Consider the following 16332-nt stretch of genomic DNA (forward strand, 5'->3'; position numbering starts at 1 on the left):
CATCCGGCAGCGTCAGCAACACCGCCAGAAGTACCTCAACTACCGCTGACCCCACTCCGGGCAATAACGAAGCTACAGTCACCACACCTCTGACACCTAGTGCCGATGTTGTTACCACCAAAACCGGGACTACGGCAGCAGCACCAGGTGAAATAGTTACTTACACAATTTCGACAGTCAACAACGGCCCAAGCACAGCCGAAAACGTCACCATTACCGACACCATCCTTCCCGGCTTAATAGGAGTCAACGGCGGTGTCTACGATGACAATACAGGTATTGTCAGCTTCGCGCCCGTTCCCAGCTTAGCCAGCGGTGTCACCGTCACCAACACAGTCAGCTTCATCGCACCTGCATCTGCATCCGGCAGCGTCAGCAACACCGCCAGAAGTACCTCAACTACCGCTGACCCCACTCCGGGCAATAACGAAGCTACATTCACCACACCTCTGACACCAACTCCCACACCAACTCCAACGCCGACACCAACACCGACTACAACTCCAACACCAACTCCCACACCAACTACAACTCCGACTCCCACACCGACTACAACACCAACTCCGACTCCCACACCGACTACAACTCCAACACCGACTCCCACACCAACTCAAACTCCGACTCCCACACCGACTACAACTCCAACACCAACTCCCACACCAACTACAACTCCGACTCCCACACCGACTACAACTCCAACACCAACTCCCACACCAACTACAACTCCGACTCCCACACCGACTACAACTCCAACACCAACTCCCACACCGACTACAACTCCGACTCCCACTCCAACTAACAACCAGCCGCCCTTAGCCAACAATGCCAACTCCAGCCTCGGACCCAACAGCAGCCAGTTAGTCACAGGATTGGGAGGCAGCGACCCCGACGGGTCGATCGCCTCTTACACCATCAACACCCTGCCTCCAGCAGACCAAGCCGTCCTGTTTTTAGGAGATCCAGCCAACGGCGGCGTACCCGTGACACCCGGCCAAGTCCTGACGCCAGAACAGTTACAGCAACTATTTTTGCAAGCCACAGGCAACTTTACAGGAGCCAATTTCACCTACAGCGCCACAGACAACAGCGGCGCCTCCAGTCCCGCTGTCGCTACTGTGGCGGCTATCTTGCGGCCGGTTTCGCCAATTCCCACACCAACTCCAACTCCAACAACTCCCACACCGACTCCAACTCCAACAACACCAAATCCAACTGACAACCAACCGCCAGTTGCCAACGATGCCAACTCCAGCCTCGCGCCCAACAGCAGCAGGTTAGTCACAGGATTGGGAGGCAGCGACCCCGACGGGTCGATCGTCTCTTACACCATCAACACCCTGCCTCCAGCAGACCAAGCCGTCCTGTTTTTAGGAGACCCAGCCAACGGCGGCGTACCCGTGACACCCGGTCAAGTCCTGACTCCAGAACAGTTGCAGCAACTATTTTTCTTCACGACGGGCAACTTTACAGGAACCAATTTCACCTACAGCGCTACAGACAACAGCGGTGCTATCAGTCCCCCTGCTACCGCTACTGTGGATGGACTGATAGCGCCAACTCCGACACCCCCAACACCAAATCCAACTGACAACCAACCGCCATTGGTCAACAATGTCAACTCCAGCCTCGGACCCAACAGCAGCCAGTTAGTCACAGGATTGGGAGGCAGCGACCCCGACGGGTCGATCGTCTCTTACACCATCAACACCCTGCCTCCAGCAGACCAAGCCGTCCTGTTTTTAGGAGATCCAGCCAACGGTGGCGTACCAGTGACACCCGGTCAAGTCCTGACTCCAGAACAATTACAGCAACTATTTTTGCAAGCCACAGGCAACTTTACAGGAGCCACTTTCACCTACAGCGCTACAGACAACGACGGCGCTATCAGTCCCGCTGTCGCTACTGTGGCTGCCATACTTCCAACTGACAACCAACCGCCAGTTGCCAAAAATGCCAACTCCAGCCTCGCGCCCAACAGCAGCCAGTTAGTCACAGGATTGGGAGGCAGCGACCCCGACGGGTCGATCGTCTCTTACACCATCAACACCCTGCCCTCACCAGACCAAGCCATCCTGTTTTTAGGAGATCCAGCCAACGGCGGCGTACCAGTGACACCCGGTCAAGTCCTGACTCCAGAACAGTTACAGCAACTATTTTTCTTCACAACGGGCAACTTTACAGCAACCAATTTCACCTACAGCGCCACAGACAACAGCGGCGCCTCCAGTCCCGCTGTCGCTACTGTCGCGGCTATCTTGCGGCCGGTTTCGCCAATTCCCACACCAACGCCGGCATCGCCGATCATCCCAAATCCGATCGGGGAAACAGATACCGACTGTCAATGTTCGCCCATTATTGAAAAACCGGGAATTAACTTTGCGCCCCCGCAGCAACCACCTGCTGTTGGATTTGTCCGGCCTATTTCACAATTTTCAGAGGGACAAACCACCAAAGGAACCGACGGCGATGACTTCATCGTAGACACCAAAGGCAACCAAAAAATCGTCGGTTTTGAAGGCAACGACCTGCTTTTAGGTGAAGACGGCGCGGACGAAATTTACGGAAACGAAGACAATGACACGATTTTTGGGGGCATTGACACCGATATTGTTTACGGAGACGAGGGCAACGATATCGTATTTGCAGGCAAACAAAACGACTGGATTGCCGGCGACTTAGGCTCTGACACTCTGTTTGGAGATCGAGGTGCGGATACGATTCTCGGAGACACCGGGCAGAACAACTCCCAGAGTCCTGACGATGCTCGCGACTTGATCTTCGGAGGCGAGGGTGCAGACATCATTAACGGCAACGAGGGCGACGATACCATCCATAGCGGCAAAGGTGACGATATTGCCCTTGGAGGTAAAGAAAATGACCTGATTTGGGGCGAACTCGGCTCCGATACGTTGTTTGGTGGCATCGGCTCCGACAGCTTGTTTGGGGGCATCCGCGACCAAAGCGCCAGCGACTCCCAGGGACGCGATTTGCTGTACGGAGGCTTCGGTGACGACTTCCTCCACGGCCAACAAGACAACGATACGCTGGTTGCAGGCAAAGATAACGATCGCGCTTACGGAGGTAAAGGCAATGACATCATCTACGGTCAATTAGGCTCCGATACCCTCTACGGCGGCGAAGGAGCCGATACTCTGCTGGGCGACAGTGGCAGTTCCCAGTCCATCGGGGATATCGGGGAACAAGACTTGCTCTTTGGTGGCAGTGGCAACGACATCATCGGCGGCGGCCACGGTAATGATACGGTGCAAGCAGGTAAAGGCAATGATTGTGTTTGGGGTGGCAAAGATCATGACCTGATTTGGGGCGAACTCGGCTCTGATACCCTTGTCGGCGACAGCGGCGACGACACCATGTACGGTGGCGCTCGAAGTCGAACTCAAGATGTTGGCGGCCAAGACTTGCTCTTTGGTGGCATCGGTGCTGATGTGCTGTTCGGCGATGAGGGTGACGATACCATCAGTGGCGGTCAAGACAACGACTTGATTTACGGCGGCAAAGCTAACGACCTCATACACGGAGATCAGGCCGACGACTTGATTTACGGCGGTTACGGCAGCGATGAGCTCTGCGGTGACGAGGGGAACGATACCATCTATGGCGATCGTGCTGATAACCGGGCTGTCTCGGTGGGGGCAAACGACCAGCAAGACTGCATCAACGGCGGTGACGGCGATGACTTGCTCTACGGCAATGAAGGCCAAGATACTATCAACGGAGATTCTGGCAGCGATACCTTGATTGGTGGTAAAGATAACGACCTTCTCAATGGGGGCGCTGGAGATGACTGGCTGTTTGGCGACTTGGGCGAGGATACTTTAATTGGAGGTATTGGGAGCGATCAATATGTGTTGAATGGTGAGGGCGGCACTGATACTGTGATTAACTTTGAGGTAGGTGTCGATAAGTTTGTTTTGAGCGAGGGGCTGAGTTTCCAGCAGTTGCAATTTAGTGCCACTCCGAACGGTACGTTGCTGCGAGTAGCAGGAACCGATCGGGTTTTAGCGAATCTGGTTGGGGTTAACGGGGCGATCGGCTCCTCGGATTTCCTACCAAATCTCTCTGAACTCTAGAATTGGCGACGAAAGTCTCCTGTTCCGGCGAACAAAACGCCACAGCAGATCAAAACTTCTGTGGCGTTCCTCACAATAATCAATCCGGGTTAGAAACTTTGTTGCACTCGGCCCTTGACATCGCTCTTACAGTTGCCTTTTGTTACTCTCTAAAATGCTAAAAAATCAAGGTGTATCCAAGCAGGATTTTGTATAATATCAAATCTGTTTGCCTCTGAATTGTTCATAAATCTATTATCTTTATCGGCGTGAATTGGGGTCAATCTCTTGTCATCTACGGTGAAAAAATCATCTTTTTTTTAACCGCCGATACAGGCAGATAAATACAGATTAACGCCGATTAATTATCTTAGTTTTTGTTGCAGATTCCGTGATTATTGACTGGTTTTTACGCCGGATGAGGATACCGAATTTGATATAATATCATGTCCGGTCGATTACGACTAATACGGTAGGGGCGGGTTCACGAAAAATATATGCCAATAATTGAAATCTCAAAAACCCGCCCTTTTAATCGCTCGATCGGACTCATTTTATTGTGTTGCGCGATCGGGCTTAAGAGCCTACTAAAATTTATCAATAATTCCCCATTGCCATTCCATAGATTCAAAATTCGGAAGTAAAAGATACAGGGATAGCTATTTTTTCCTTTTTCTTGGCGAAGCCCTAATTCCCCATAATCAATTCAAATACTTAGCTTAGGATAGCGAAATCTGCTTGCGTAAAAACAGGCGGCGCGGCTGGCCGAACAGCCAACCAGTCCAATTCCAATCCACCTGTTGCAAGCGATAGCCGGCCTGATAGTACAACTGTCGCGCCGGGTGATTATTTTCCAGAACGTGGAGGTAAATCTCAGAAAATCCCCATTCTTTGGCTGTCTCCTCGCAGTTGCTGAGCAATTGTTGAGCAACCCCCTGCCGCCGGTACTCCGGGTGAACGGCTAAATTCGACAAATAAGGATAGTCAGAACTAGGGATTTGCCAAGGAAAGCGAGAACGCAAAGCCATTTCTACTGTTCCTGCAATGCGCTGAGCTCGGTGCGATCGATAATTCTGCGTTCCCTCCTCGCGCGAGACTAGCTCAGCAACCAGACAAATGTAATGTTCTGCTTTAGAACGCAGTCGATTTTTTAAATCTTCGTAAATGCCCAAACGCAACACTGGATACACCCATTCTACAAACCCCTCGCGGGAGTGAAAGCTCATGGCTAAAATATCCGCTAGCTGCGTTAAGTCGTTGGGCGCAGCGACTCGGATCGAAAAACCAGAAAGTCCGGGAGTTTGTTGTTGGTGAGATGGTGAGGAAAAAAATGAAGGATTCACAATGCCAGGCCACTATATTAATTTTTTTACGCGGGTTTCTAAGCTACCCTCTTAGAAAAATCACTGATGTTATACTGTTCTTATAACGTAACTTATAGGCATAGTTTATTAGCCAGATTAAATTACATTTTTTTGTGCTTGACTTTAAGTAGTATTTGAGGTAAATGAGAAATTTTTAGCATTAAATACTCTACTTATGAAAAAATAAAACTCATCCCCTAATACTAGATTTGTGGATAAGCTATTTTGCCTTTAAATTGAAGCTTGATCCCTGGCTTTCGGCCGGCATCACAAGAGTTTAAGTAAACAGTAGCTTACAAATTAAATGCGCGACAGCTTAGCGGGCAAGGTATTAAAAACAATTACAAAGGTTTTAACGTCAGGTTCCCGGAATCCTACCGCTCTCTGCTTACAGAAATACCCGATCGAATATAATTTATCCGTCAAGCGGTAGTTGAAAAACTCAACGACTGACCAGACTAACACCGGGCGCGCTAGCGCGTCGGATGTTCCCCGCCGCCCCCCGACCTGGCACCCCAGCTTTGAGCAGTTCTGGGCAATCCATCGCCCGTCCCCGATCGAACTGGCCTTACCTGTTGAGCTAGGGGGTACTTTTCCAACCTCCAATTTAAATTTGGATGCCTGGAAACAGTCTGCAGGGGTTTTCCCGTCGGTTCGATACTCTGCTGCGCGCGAGACCTTCAAAACCTCGATCGAGCTGATTGACCCTGCCCAAAAACCGATACCAGCCACCGACACTCGTCGGAGACAGATCAAAATTTTAGACCCTAGTTCAAGCTCCCCGATTCATCTGTGGAGTAAATCTAAAATCTAAAATCTAAAATCTAAAATCGACTGACAGGTTTCCACAGAGTACATCCCTAGCTAAGATTAACAGATGGATGCTCGATCTTGCGGTGTTTCGCCACAGTAATTGGCTTGGGCGTTGGTCTGCAGCACGCACAAAAAATGCCGAGATCGGGGAAAAAAGTGCAAGTCTAACTAAAATGGTACAGCAATTGCGTCACTCCCACAGACACCTCTGTGGTCTGTGGGCCACCCCCGAATATCAGTCAGGGGCTCGGCGTCGGATGGTGGTCGCTATCCTTGGCTGACTGTTAAAGTTGCTGTTACTTGTGGGAAAAAAACACAGGCGAAGATGTTGGTTGTCTATTGTATCTTGCGGCGGGCAGCTTTCACATACCAAATAAAATATTCCCAGGAGCCAGGAGCAAACATAAATTTGGCAAATCAACTCACAATCAAGACGGTTATTCCTATGTATTCTGAGATATCCAGACGGCAGTTAAAATGGCCAGATTTGTGTTTGCTCTATTGCTGCATAAAGGTAAGGGGTGAAAAAAACTTATCGGAAGACGAGTTTATATGAATATCATTAAATAATAAAATTGGGGTGCACGACAGATAACTGTGGCTCAGAAGAATTCCGAATTGAAAACCCAGACATCAAAAATCAAGGTTGATGCTTGCCTCGGCACACTCACAACAACTTCATATCCACGAATTATTGTGATACCATTTTCCCAAAATAATGGCACTTTAGGCAAACTCCCAATCCTTACGTCATCAGTCATTCGCAATCGAAAATCGAAAATCGAAAATCGAAAATGGTATGACTTCAGCAATTTAAATCGGCGAATTCTTCCTTTAATCAGACTTATTAAATCGAACAGCCCCGGAGCACAGGAGAACGGTGCATGAATTCCCAAGAAAATCCTAAGCTAAAAATTCTGATCGTCGATGACGAACCGGATAACCTCGACTTGCTTTACCGCACCTTCCATCGAGACTACAAAGTGCTCAGAGCCGAATCTGGCCCCGCTGCTCTCGAAATTTTGGCAAAAGAGGGAGAAGTTGCGGTGATTATCTCCGACCAGCGAATGCCAAAAATGAGCGGTACGGAGTTTCTCAGCCTGACGGCGGCTCAGTACCCCGACGTGATCCGAATTATTTTAACTGGCTATACGGATGTTGAAGATTTAGTTGAAGCTATTAACGCTGGCAAAGTATTCAAATACGTTACCAAGCCTTGGGATGCTCAAGAGCTGATAAATCTTGTCAGTCAAGCTGTTGAGACTCACAATCTTCTGAAAACGCGCACCAATGAACTGCGCCGTGCTTTGAGCCAAGAATCGCTGCTTTATGCCGTTACCAATACTATCCGATCGGCTCCCAATTACCAGCAAATGCTGCAAAGAATTGTGGAAACTGTCGGGCAGATGTTTGAGGTGAGTTGCTGTCTGCTGCGGCCGTTCCAAGACGGCCGGGTGGCCGATGAGTGGTTCGTTTACCAGAAGGCAGAAACTAAAGGGTTGCGGGGCGATGAGGAAGCGATGCCCGGTGATGCTTCTGCTGCCGAACTCTCCCCAGATTTGCTGCCGCATTTGGTTTGGGAAACTCTGGATGTGGAGGTGATTCAAGATGCCCAAACTGACGATCGAGTTTTAAACTGGGATAATCAGCAACGACAGCAGGCTTACGAAGCTGCGAATATTCGATCGAGCTTGATCGTACCGCTATTTTACAAAATCGAACTGATGGCAGTCTTGGCGCTGCACCAGTTTGAGGAACCGCGCCAGTGGCAAGACCACGAGGTACAGTTGGTAATTACGGTGGCAGACCAAGCGGCTTTGGCGCTTTCTCAAGCCCGGGCTTACGAACAGGTGCGGGCGCTGGCCAAGCGCGAGGCCTTAGTCAATACTATTACTACGGCAATTCGATCGAGTCTCGATCCCCAAAATATTTTTGCAGCCATTACTCAACAACTCGGCCAAGCTTTGCAAGTTGACGGCTGCGCCCTATCTCTGTGGACAGAAGATGATGAATACGTCCAATGCGTGGGGCTATACGACACAGATAGGGATACCGTGGCTGTAGAACAGGGTTTTATTGATCCAGAGGTAGTTGCGAACCCTCTGGGTTACGAGACTCCTTCTGGCGATGCTGCTGCTAACACTCGCGCCTGGGTTTTTGCCCATCCTTCTTTGCCACAGTCTTTGGTGCCGATTCGGGGCAATCCAGTGTTGCTGCAAGTTATGGTATCAAAAGAGCCGGTGGCGATCGAAGATCTCGACGAACACCCCGAGTTAAATGTTACAGAACTGCAAGTGCGATCGCCAGCCCGCGCCCTGTTAGTCGTTCCCTTACTCTCAGAAGGCAAAATCATCGGCAGCATTTCCCTGCGCCAAAATTGCAGCATCCGCCGCTGGAACATCTCAGACATTGACCTGGCTCAAATAGTCGCAACTCAAGCTGCTCTAGCAGTGCAGCAGTCGCGCCTCTACCAGACTACCAGACAGCAGGCAGAACGGCTTCTGGAAGCCGATCGGCTCAAAACCGAATTTTTCCAAAATATCTCCCACGAGTTCCGCACCCCTCTAACTCTAACTATCGGCCCTTTAGAATCAGCTTGCAGACGCAAAGAAGACTTACCCTACGAACAAGCCGTAATCGCTTTGCGTAATTCCCGCCGCCTCCTGCGCTTGGTAAATCAACTGCTGGACTTGCAGCGGCTAGATGCCGGACGGATGCAGCCGAGTTTTCGCCCCTGCGATTTGGTCGGTTTCTGTTACTCTACCGCAGAGTCGTTCCGCGCCTACTGCGAGAAAAAAGGACTGCACTTAATTACCCAACTGCAAGAATGTCCTTTACTTTATTTGGACTTGGAAAGATTCGACAAAGTTATTTACAACCTGCTATCAAATGCTGTTAAATTCACCCCAGAAGGTGGAACTATCACTCTGAAAGTTGAATCGGCAGGCGCTCACTGCTTGTTGCAAGTAAAAGACACGGGTATCGGCATTCGCACCGAACAAATTCCCTATTTATTCGAGCGGTTTCACCAAGCCGAAGGTTCAGCTAGCCGTTCCTACGAAGGCAGCGGTTTAGGTTTGGCACTTGTCAAAGAATTAGTCGAACTCCACGGCGGTCAAATTTCAGTTGAATCAGTTTACGGTGAAGGTACTACTTTTAGCGTTTGGCTGCACTTTGGTTCGACTCACTTGCCCCCGGAACAGGTACTAGAAATACCTGCGGAGTTTCACTCATCCAAAGCAGCGGTGGAACTGGCCGATGTGGAGGCGGATTTATCGGAAAATGAGGCAGAAAATCATAACTTTGAGGCGCTCCAACCTGTCAGATCAGAAACAGCAGTGGGAACGGTTTTGGTGGTTGACGACAATCCAGATTTGCGCTTTTATGTGTCGGCAATTCTCCGAGATTCCGGCTTTGCAGTTTTGCTCGCCCGCAACGGAGAAGAAGGATTTGCCGTGGCTAAAAAACGTCGCCCTAATTTAATTATAACGGATTTGATGATGCCTTTGATTTCGGGATTGGATTTGATTAAGATGATTCGAGAGGATGAGGAATTACAGGGAACTCCGGCAATTTTGCTGACTGCTAAAGCCGACGAAGATACTCGAATTGAAGGAGTAGAACGGGGTGCGGATGCTTATTTGTCCAAGCCTTTTAATGATCGAGAATTGTTGGCGGAAGTGCGGAATTTGATCGCCCTCAAACAAAACGAGCGCCGAGTGCAGCAGTTGAACAGTTATTTAACTGAGTCGGTGCTGCGCCGATTTTTGCCGCCGGCGATGGTGAAGGCCGCAGCGGCTGGAGATTTGGCATTGGATTTGCGCCCCGAACCGCGATTGATTACTATTTTGTTTAGCGATATTGTCGGTTTTACTCAAATGGCAAATACGCTGCGATCGCGCCGGGTAGCTGAGCTGTTGAATGAATATTTGGCGGCAATGACTAAGGCTATTTTTGACAGCGGCGGTACGGTGGACAAGTTTGTGGGAGATGCGGTAATGGCTTTCTTTGGCGCGCCGGAGGAACTAACGCCTAATGAGCAAGTACGCCGCGCTGTGGCTGCTGCTGGCCAAATGCTGCGAGCTCTGAAGGAGCTTAACAAGGGCTGGTTGGAGCAGGGAATTGTTGGGGAAAATGGCGTGTCTCCGGTGCGGTTTCGCTGTGGCATTCACCAGGGTACTGCGGTGGTGGGGATGTTTGGCGGCCCTGATCGATCGGATTATACTGCGATCGGGCCGAGCGTGAATATTGCCGCCCGCTTGCAAGAGGTGACGGAACCAAACACGGTGCTAATTTCGGCGGCGGTTGCAGATTATGTTGAGGAAAATCGCATTGTTAAATATAAGCCTTTGAAACTAAAGGGAATTGATGAAACTGTCTTGACTTTTTTACTAAATTGTGATTAGTCATTATAAGTATTATATGTTGATATCCCACGCACAATTTCGGGAACAACCTATTCCTAAATAAGTAGATGAGCGGCAAAATATGTATGTAGCCTAAAGCGATGGTCACTCCGTGAAAGAATCCTGAGAAGCGATCTTTTATGAAAACAATCGCCCGATTGATGATAGCTTGACTGTCGCACCTACTTATATCATTTCCGGTTACACCGTAATGATGTTGACGGTTGACTGTTGACGCCGTGAAGAGTGAACTCTAATTTACTATTCCCTAACGGATTTGATATAATTCATCTGCGTTAATCTGTGTTTATCTGCCTGTATCTGCGGTAAAAAAAAGAAAATTGCTTAACCGCAGATGACAATGGATTGACGCTGATTCACGCAGATGCAGAGAAGAGATAGATGAATAATTCCGATGCTAACAGATTTGATATTAATTGTTAAATCTAAAATCTACAATCGACTCACCAAAGTTCAAGCTTCCCAATGGCGGCTGTGGAGTCAACTCTAAAATCTAAAATCTAAAATCTAAAATCTAAAATTGACTAACTTTCCTGGCTTGAATCTATCAAAAGAGGGAACTTTTTTAATAGCTCATCGGTGGATAACCTCTATCTAGAGAACGGTTCCGCCGATCGCTCAAATCGAGTAAAAAGAGAGTGTCATATCTCCTTTTGTATTCTATGAAACTGAATTATTTTACGAAACGGCTTTCGACTTTAGGGCGCTTGATGGCTGCAACTGTGCTTTGCGTGTCAGCGATGGCTTTCGTGTGGTCTGGTGCGTTCTTCTCTAGCACCGCAGCAATGGCCTCTCCTGCTGTAAACTTGATCGCAGCAGCAGATGCTGGCGATGCTGTTCAAGAAAAAGCCAGCAAAGATGCTGGACGAGCCAAGAACTTCATCCGAGATACAGAAGAGAAGGTTAAGGAAACTGCCAAGACAAATGCTGCTAAAGTCGATCGAGCATCGGAGGATGGTAGTGTGGTAGAGCGCAAAGCTAAGAAAGATGCGGCCACAATTGAGAAAAGAGCATCGGAAGATTCAGCTCGGACTCAGAAAGCAGTAGATAATACCAAGAATGCTGTAGAGCGCGCTGTTGATGGCATCAAGGATGTTTTTAGCAATTAGACCATAAATAAGTAGGTAAGTACAAAGCCCTTGTCTACTTAAGTAAGCGGGCATGAATAAACTGATGTGAGGGGGCGGGTTTTGACCTGCAAGAAGTCGGATAGCAAGAATTACTTGCACTCACCCGCCCACCATATCTTATGGTTTTGTCGCTCTTGTCTGCTTACTTGAAACTGAAAAATTGATGTAGCTTAAGCAAAATCTCTCGATGGTTTGTAGAACCGACCCCAAACCATGCTTTAAAATTGCCGCAAAAAGCGCAAGTCGCTAGCATAAACCCGGCGAATGTCGTCGATTTCATAAAGTACCATTGCGAACCGCTCGACCCCAAAACCGGCAGCAAACCCAGTATATTTTTCTGGGTCTAAACCGACTCCTTTAAGAACGTTAGGATCGACCGTTCCGCAGCCCAAAACTTCCAGCCATTTGCCGTTCCACTGCAAATCTACTTCCGCAGAAGGTTCGGTAAACGGAAAGTAACTCGTGCGGAAACGAATCGGCAAATCTTGCCCGAACATTTGCCGCAAAAACTCTTTAATTGTGCCTTTCAAGTCAGTAAATGTCAGACCTTCATCAATTGCTAAAAGCTCAATTTGGTGGAAGACTGCGGCGTGAGTAGCATCGACAGTATCGCGGCGGTAAACCCGGCCGGGAGAGACAATCCGAATCGGGGGTTTGTGCTGTTCCATGTAGCGAATTTGCACTGATGATGTCTGAGTCCGCAGTAAGTCGCCGCCTGGTAGGTAAAATGTATCTTGCATATCCCGCGCTGGGTGGTCTGGCGGTGTGTTCAGGGCCTCGAAGTTATAATAATCTGTCTCCATTTCCGGGCCGTTGGCGACGGTGTATCCGAGACCGACAAAGATATCGAGAGCGCGGTCTATGACGGCGTTTAAGGGGTGAACGCGGCCTTGGGGGCGAAAAATCCCCGGCATCGTCACATCGATGGTTTCTGAGGCTAATTTGGCTTGGATTTGGGCTGTTTGGAGGGCCGCGCGCTTGTCTTCTAAATCGGCTTGCAGGGCTTCTTTGACTGTATTGGCGATCGCACCTACTTTGGGTCGCTGGTCTGGCGACAGTTTGCCCATCATGCCTAAAATTTGAGAGAGTTGGCCTTTTTTGCCGAGGTAGCCGACGCGCAACTGTTCGAGTTGTTCGAGGGTATTGGCGGTGGCGATCGCACTTTTGGACTCTTGACCGAGGGTTTCTAGTTGAGTTTCAATGTCGCTTAGCTGGACAGTCATTTTGATTTTAGATTTTAGATTTTAGATTTTAGATTGATGGCAGTTTTGGGCCAAGTTGAGTTTAGCGCAATTTGGGCTCTACAGCTTGTTGATTTTAGATTTTAGATTTTAGATTGATGGCACTTTTGGGCCAAGTTGAGTTTAGCGCAATTTTGGCTCTACAGCTTGTTGATTTTAGATTTTAGATTTTAGATTTTAGATTTTCGGCAGTTACGGATAATTTGTAATAGGTAATTCGAGGTTAGAGCGATCGCCGTAGTTGAATCTAGTTTAGTATTGTTATAAGGCCTATAAAAATTTCAATGAAACTTTTAATTAGCAACGACGACGGCATCTTTGCACAAGGCATCCGTAGCCTCGCCAACGCTCTCGCCGCCGCAGGCCACGAGGTGAGCGTAGTTTGTCCCGACAGAGAGCGCTCCGCTACCGGCCACGGCCTCACCCTGCACCAACCCATCCGCGCCGAAATTGTCGAATCTATTTTTGAGCCCGCAGTCCAAGCTTGGGCCTGTTCGGGTACTCCCGCCGACTGCGTAAAACTTGCTTTGTGGGCTTTACTTGACAAACCGCCGGATTTTGTTCTTTCCGGTATCAACCACGGGCCCAATTTAGGCACGGATATCATCTGTTCGGGCACGGTTTCTGCAGCAATGGAAGGAATTATGGAAGGTATTCCCAGCATAGCTTTCAGCCTCGCGAGCTTTACTTCGCAGGAATTTGGGCCGGCGGTGGATTTCGCTGTCAGCTTGCTGGCACAGTTGGAAAAACAGCCAATGGCGAAACCGATGCTGTTGAATGTCAACATACCAGCAGTCACATCAGCAGAAATTACCGGAGTTGCGATCGCCCGTCAAGGCATTCGCCGCTATTTCGACATATTTCAAAAGCGTACCGATCCGCGCGGCAAAACTTATTATTGGCTGGCTGGGGAATTGTTAGAAGATGTAGAAGAAATCGCCGATTCGGCGGTGCCGCATGATATTCCTACAGACGTACAAGCTATTCGCGACAACAGAATAACCGTAACTCCTTTGCAATATAATCTCACCTGTGCTCCAGACTTGCACTCGTTGCGGGATTGGCAATTTGAAGGTTTTCCCAAGCAGTGAGCTCCGATCGACCCGATCGGAGCGGTAAACTAGGAATTAAGGAAAAGTGCCTCTCAAGGTCTATACCTTAAGCGTTAACACAGGCTCCCTATTACTTGTTAGTTTTTTTTACTCAAGAAAAACAGTTATGAACGCTCCCACCTATAACACTCATTCTGTCACTTGCCCGATCTGCAACCGTTCCAGCGTCGTAGGCCCAGTCGGGATGGTCAGTGGACTATTCACTTGTCCCCACTGTCATTCTCATATGGTAATTAGCTGGAGCGGTCATTTTGTGCGCGATCCTTTTAGTCTCAAACAACTGACGGTGGGAAAGATGCTCAGGCGCGAGAGCAGACCGTTAGCTCGCCTTCAGCGGGACTTTGGGCTGGGCAAGCCTTTGCCGCTGATTGCAATTTTGGGCAGTGTAGTCTTTTTCGGGTGTGCGCTCGCCGCTACGGAACAATCGCTACCCCGACAGAATTCACTTCAAGGATTTTTAGAGTGGGTGAGCGGAACTGGTAATTCCCAAGATGTCTCACGTTAACATTTCTTAAAAGAAATTGTGACAGATACTGCGTGCAAATATCTATTCCTTTAGGTAGAAATCACATTATTTTAGCCATTGCATCCATCTTGAGCTATGGGTAAGCACTTAGATGCCTTGCCCTTCATCCTGTGCCCAAAAACGTCAAAGCCCCAGTCCGGCAGGGGTTTTAACCCCTGTAGGAAAACGGCGCCGTGCCCATAGGTGTCAACTTAACGTGCAACCGATAGTCCGACAGTCCGACAGGGGTTGAAACCCCTGCCTTAAAGCTAAAGTCGTCTGAAGACGACTAATGAGTTTTTGAGTCCTCTTTGAGAGGGCTTTAGCTATAAGCCCCGTGGAATATCATTCCCTGGGGAAAAGTGCCGGGTGAGCGGGAGGACTGGCGGACTAAAAGCTTAAGTTGACACGCCTGCGGCGCTCGCCGTAGGCGTGTACTCAATTGAGAAACTCAGCAATTTTTTTAACTGCTGCTTCCAAAATTGCTGGCGACTCGACTAAGGCAAATCGCACGTAGCCTTCTCCTGATTTCCCGAAACCGGCACCGGGGGAAGCTGCGACTCCTGTACTCTGTACTAGCTGAGTGCAAAATTTCACGGAATCTTGAGCCCAAGGTTCCGGCAGTTTCGCCCAGACGTACATGGTGGCAGGGGGTACGGGTACTTGCCAGCCGATGCCCTGTAGGGCGTTTACAAAGGCATCCCGCCGTTTTCTGAAGGTTTCTACGCTGGTTCTGACGGTATCTTGGGGGCCGGTTAAAGCTGCGATCGCTCCGTTTAAAATCCCTCGGTATTGGTTGAAGTCCACTGCTGCTTTTACCTGTCGCAGGGCTGCAATTAGTTCGGAATTGCCGATCGCATATCCGACTCGAAAACCTCCCATACTGTAGGATTTGGATAGTGTAAAAAACTCGATCGCCACACTCTTATCTCGATCCGCCTGAAAAATGGACGGCGCCATCACTTTTCGATTTTCTTCCTCGTTACCAGGCTCTGCCTCTAGGAGAGAATTGCGATCGTCAAACACCAAATCCACATAAGGGAAATCGTGAACTAAAACCAGCCGATGTTCCCGACAAAAAGCCACAGCTTTCTCAAAAAAAGCAACCGGGGCGATCGCAGTTGTAGGATTGTGAGGATAGCTCAAAACCATCATCTTCGACTGAGCCAGCACTGCTGTCGGAATATCTTCAAATATCGGCAAAAACGCATTTTCTGCTAATATCGGCATCGGATAAATTTGACCACCTGCCAAATGCACACCGCCCGCGTGGGAAGGATAGCCCGGATCTAGCAACAAAGCAAAATCTCCAGGGTTGAGTACAGCTAAAGGCATATGCGCCGTGCCTTCTTGGGAACCAATTAACGGCAGCACTTCTGTTTCTGGATTGACTGCAATCCCAAATTTTTGCTCGTACCAAATAGCTGCTGCTTCCCGAAAATCTCTTGTGCCGTTAAATAGCAAATAGCCGTGAGTGCTGGTGTCGGACAGAGAATGTGCGATCGCATCTGTAATGTGAGCAGCGGCCGGCAAATCCGAAGAACCCAGAGACAAGTCAATCACATTCTGCCCCGCTGCTCTAGCTTGAGCTTTTGCCCGATCCATATCGGCAAATACATTAAATTGCAGTGGTTCTAAACGTTTAGCAAATTGCATATTTTCTGTATTTT

General features: G+C 49.0%; 7 protein-coding genes and 1 pseudogene. 5 read left to right on the top strand and 3 right to left on the bottom strand.

What is annotated here, in order from left to right:
- Positions 1 to 4091, top strand: a pseudogene (locus QUA83_RS05570) (DUF4347 domain-containing protein); the annotation flags it as partial.
- Positions 4092 to 4789: 698 nt separating this feature from the next.
- Here QUA83_RS05570 and QUA83_RS05575 read toward each other — a convergent pair.
- Positions 4790 to 5413 (bottom strand): GNAT family N-acetyltransferase, encoded by a 624-nt coding sequence (locus tag QUA83_RS05575; protein ID WP_333292031.1) that lies wholly within the window; start codon positions 5411 to 5413, stop codon positions 4790 to 4792.
- A 1718-nt stretch (positions 5414 to 7131) separates the two neighbouring features.
- Here QUA83_RS05575 and QUA83_RS05580 point away from each other — a divergent pair.
- Complete coding sequence (locus tag QUA83_RS05580; protein ID WP_333292032.1) at positions 7132 to 10653, top strand: response regulator; 3522 nt, start codon at positions 7132 to 7134, stop codon at positions 10651 to 10653.
- Between the two features lie 683 nt (positions 10654 to 11336).
- Positions 11337 to 11783: a hypothetical protein gene (locus QUA83_RS05585; protein WP_333292033.1), complete on the top strand. Its 447-nt coding sequence runs from the start codon at positions 11337 to 11339 to the stop codon at positions 11781 to 11783.
- A 239-nt stretch (positions 11784 to 12022) separates the two neighbouring features.
- Here the strand turns inward: QUA83_RS05585 and pheS are convergent, their stop codons facing one another.
- A complete protein-coding gene (gene pheS, locus QUA83_RS05590; protein WP_015177077.1) occupies positions 12023 to 13027 on the bottom strand; it encodes a phenylalanine--tRNA ligase subunit alpha in 1005 nt (334 codons plus the stop codon).
- A 302-nt stretch (positions 13028 to 13329) separates the two neighbouring features.
- Here pheS and surE point away from each other — a divergent pair, with 302 nt between their 5' ends.
- Both surE and QUA83_RS05600 read left to right on the top strand, forming a co-directional pair.
- Positions 13330 to 14136, top strand: a complete 807-nt coding sequence (surE, locus tag QUA83_RS05595; RefSeq protein ID WP_333156123.1) for a 5'/3'-nucleotidase SurE — start codon at positions 13330 to 13332, stop codon at positions 14134 to 14136.
- A 127-nt stretch (positions 14137 to 14263) separates the two neighbouring features.
- Positions 14264 to 14662, top strand: a complete 399-nt coding sequence (locus QUA83_RS05600) for a hypothetical protein (RefSeq protein ID WP_333292034.1) — start codon at positions 14264 to 14266, stop codon at positions 14660 to 14662.
- Positions 14663 to 15100: 438 nt separating this feature from the next.
- Here QUA83_RS05600 and QUA83_RS05605 read toward each other — a convergent pair whose 3' ends face one another.
- Complete coding sequence (locus QUA83_RS05605) at positions 15101 to 16318, bottom strand: LL-diaminopimelate aminotransferase (RefSeq protein WP_333292035.1); 1218 nt, start codon at positions 16316 to 16318, stop codon at positions 15101 to 15103.
- Positions 16319 to 16332 lie beyond the last annotated feature (14 nt).

This window comes from Microcoleus sp. K1-B1, from assembly GCF_036704705.1.
Taxonomy (GTDB): Bacteria; Cyanobacteriota; Cyanobacteriia; order Cyanobacteriales; family Microcoleaceae; genus Microcoleus.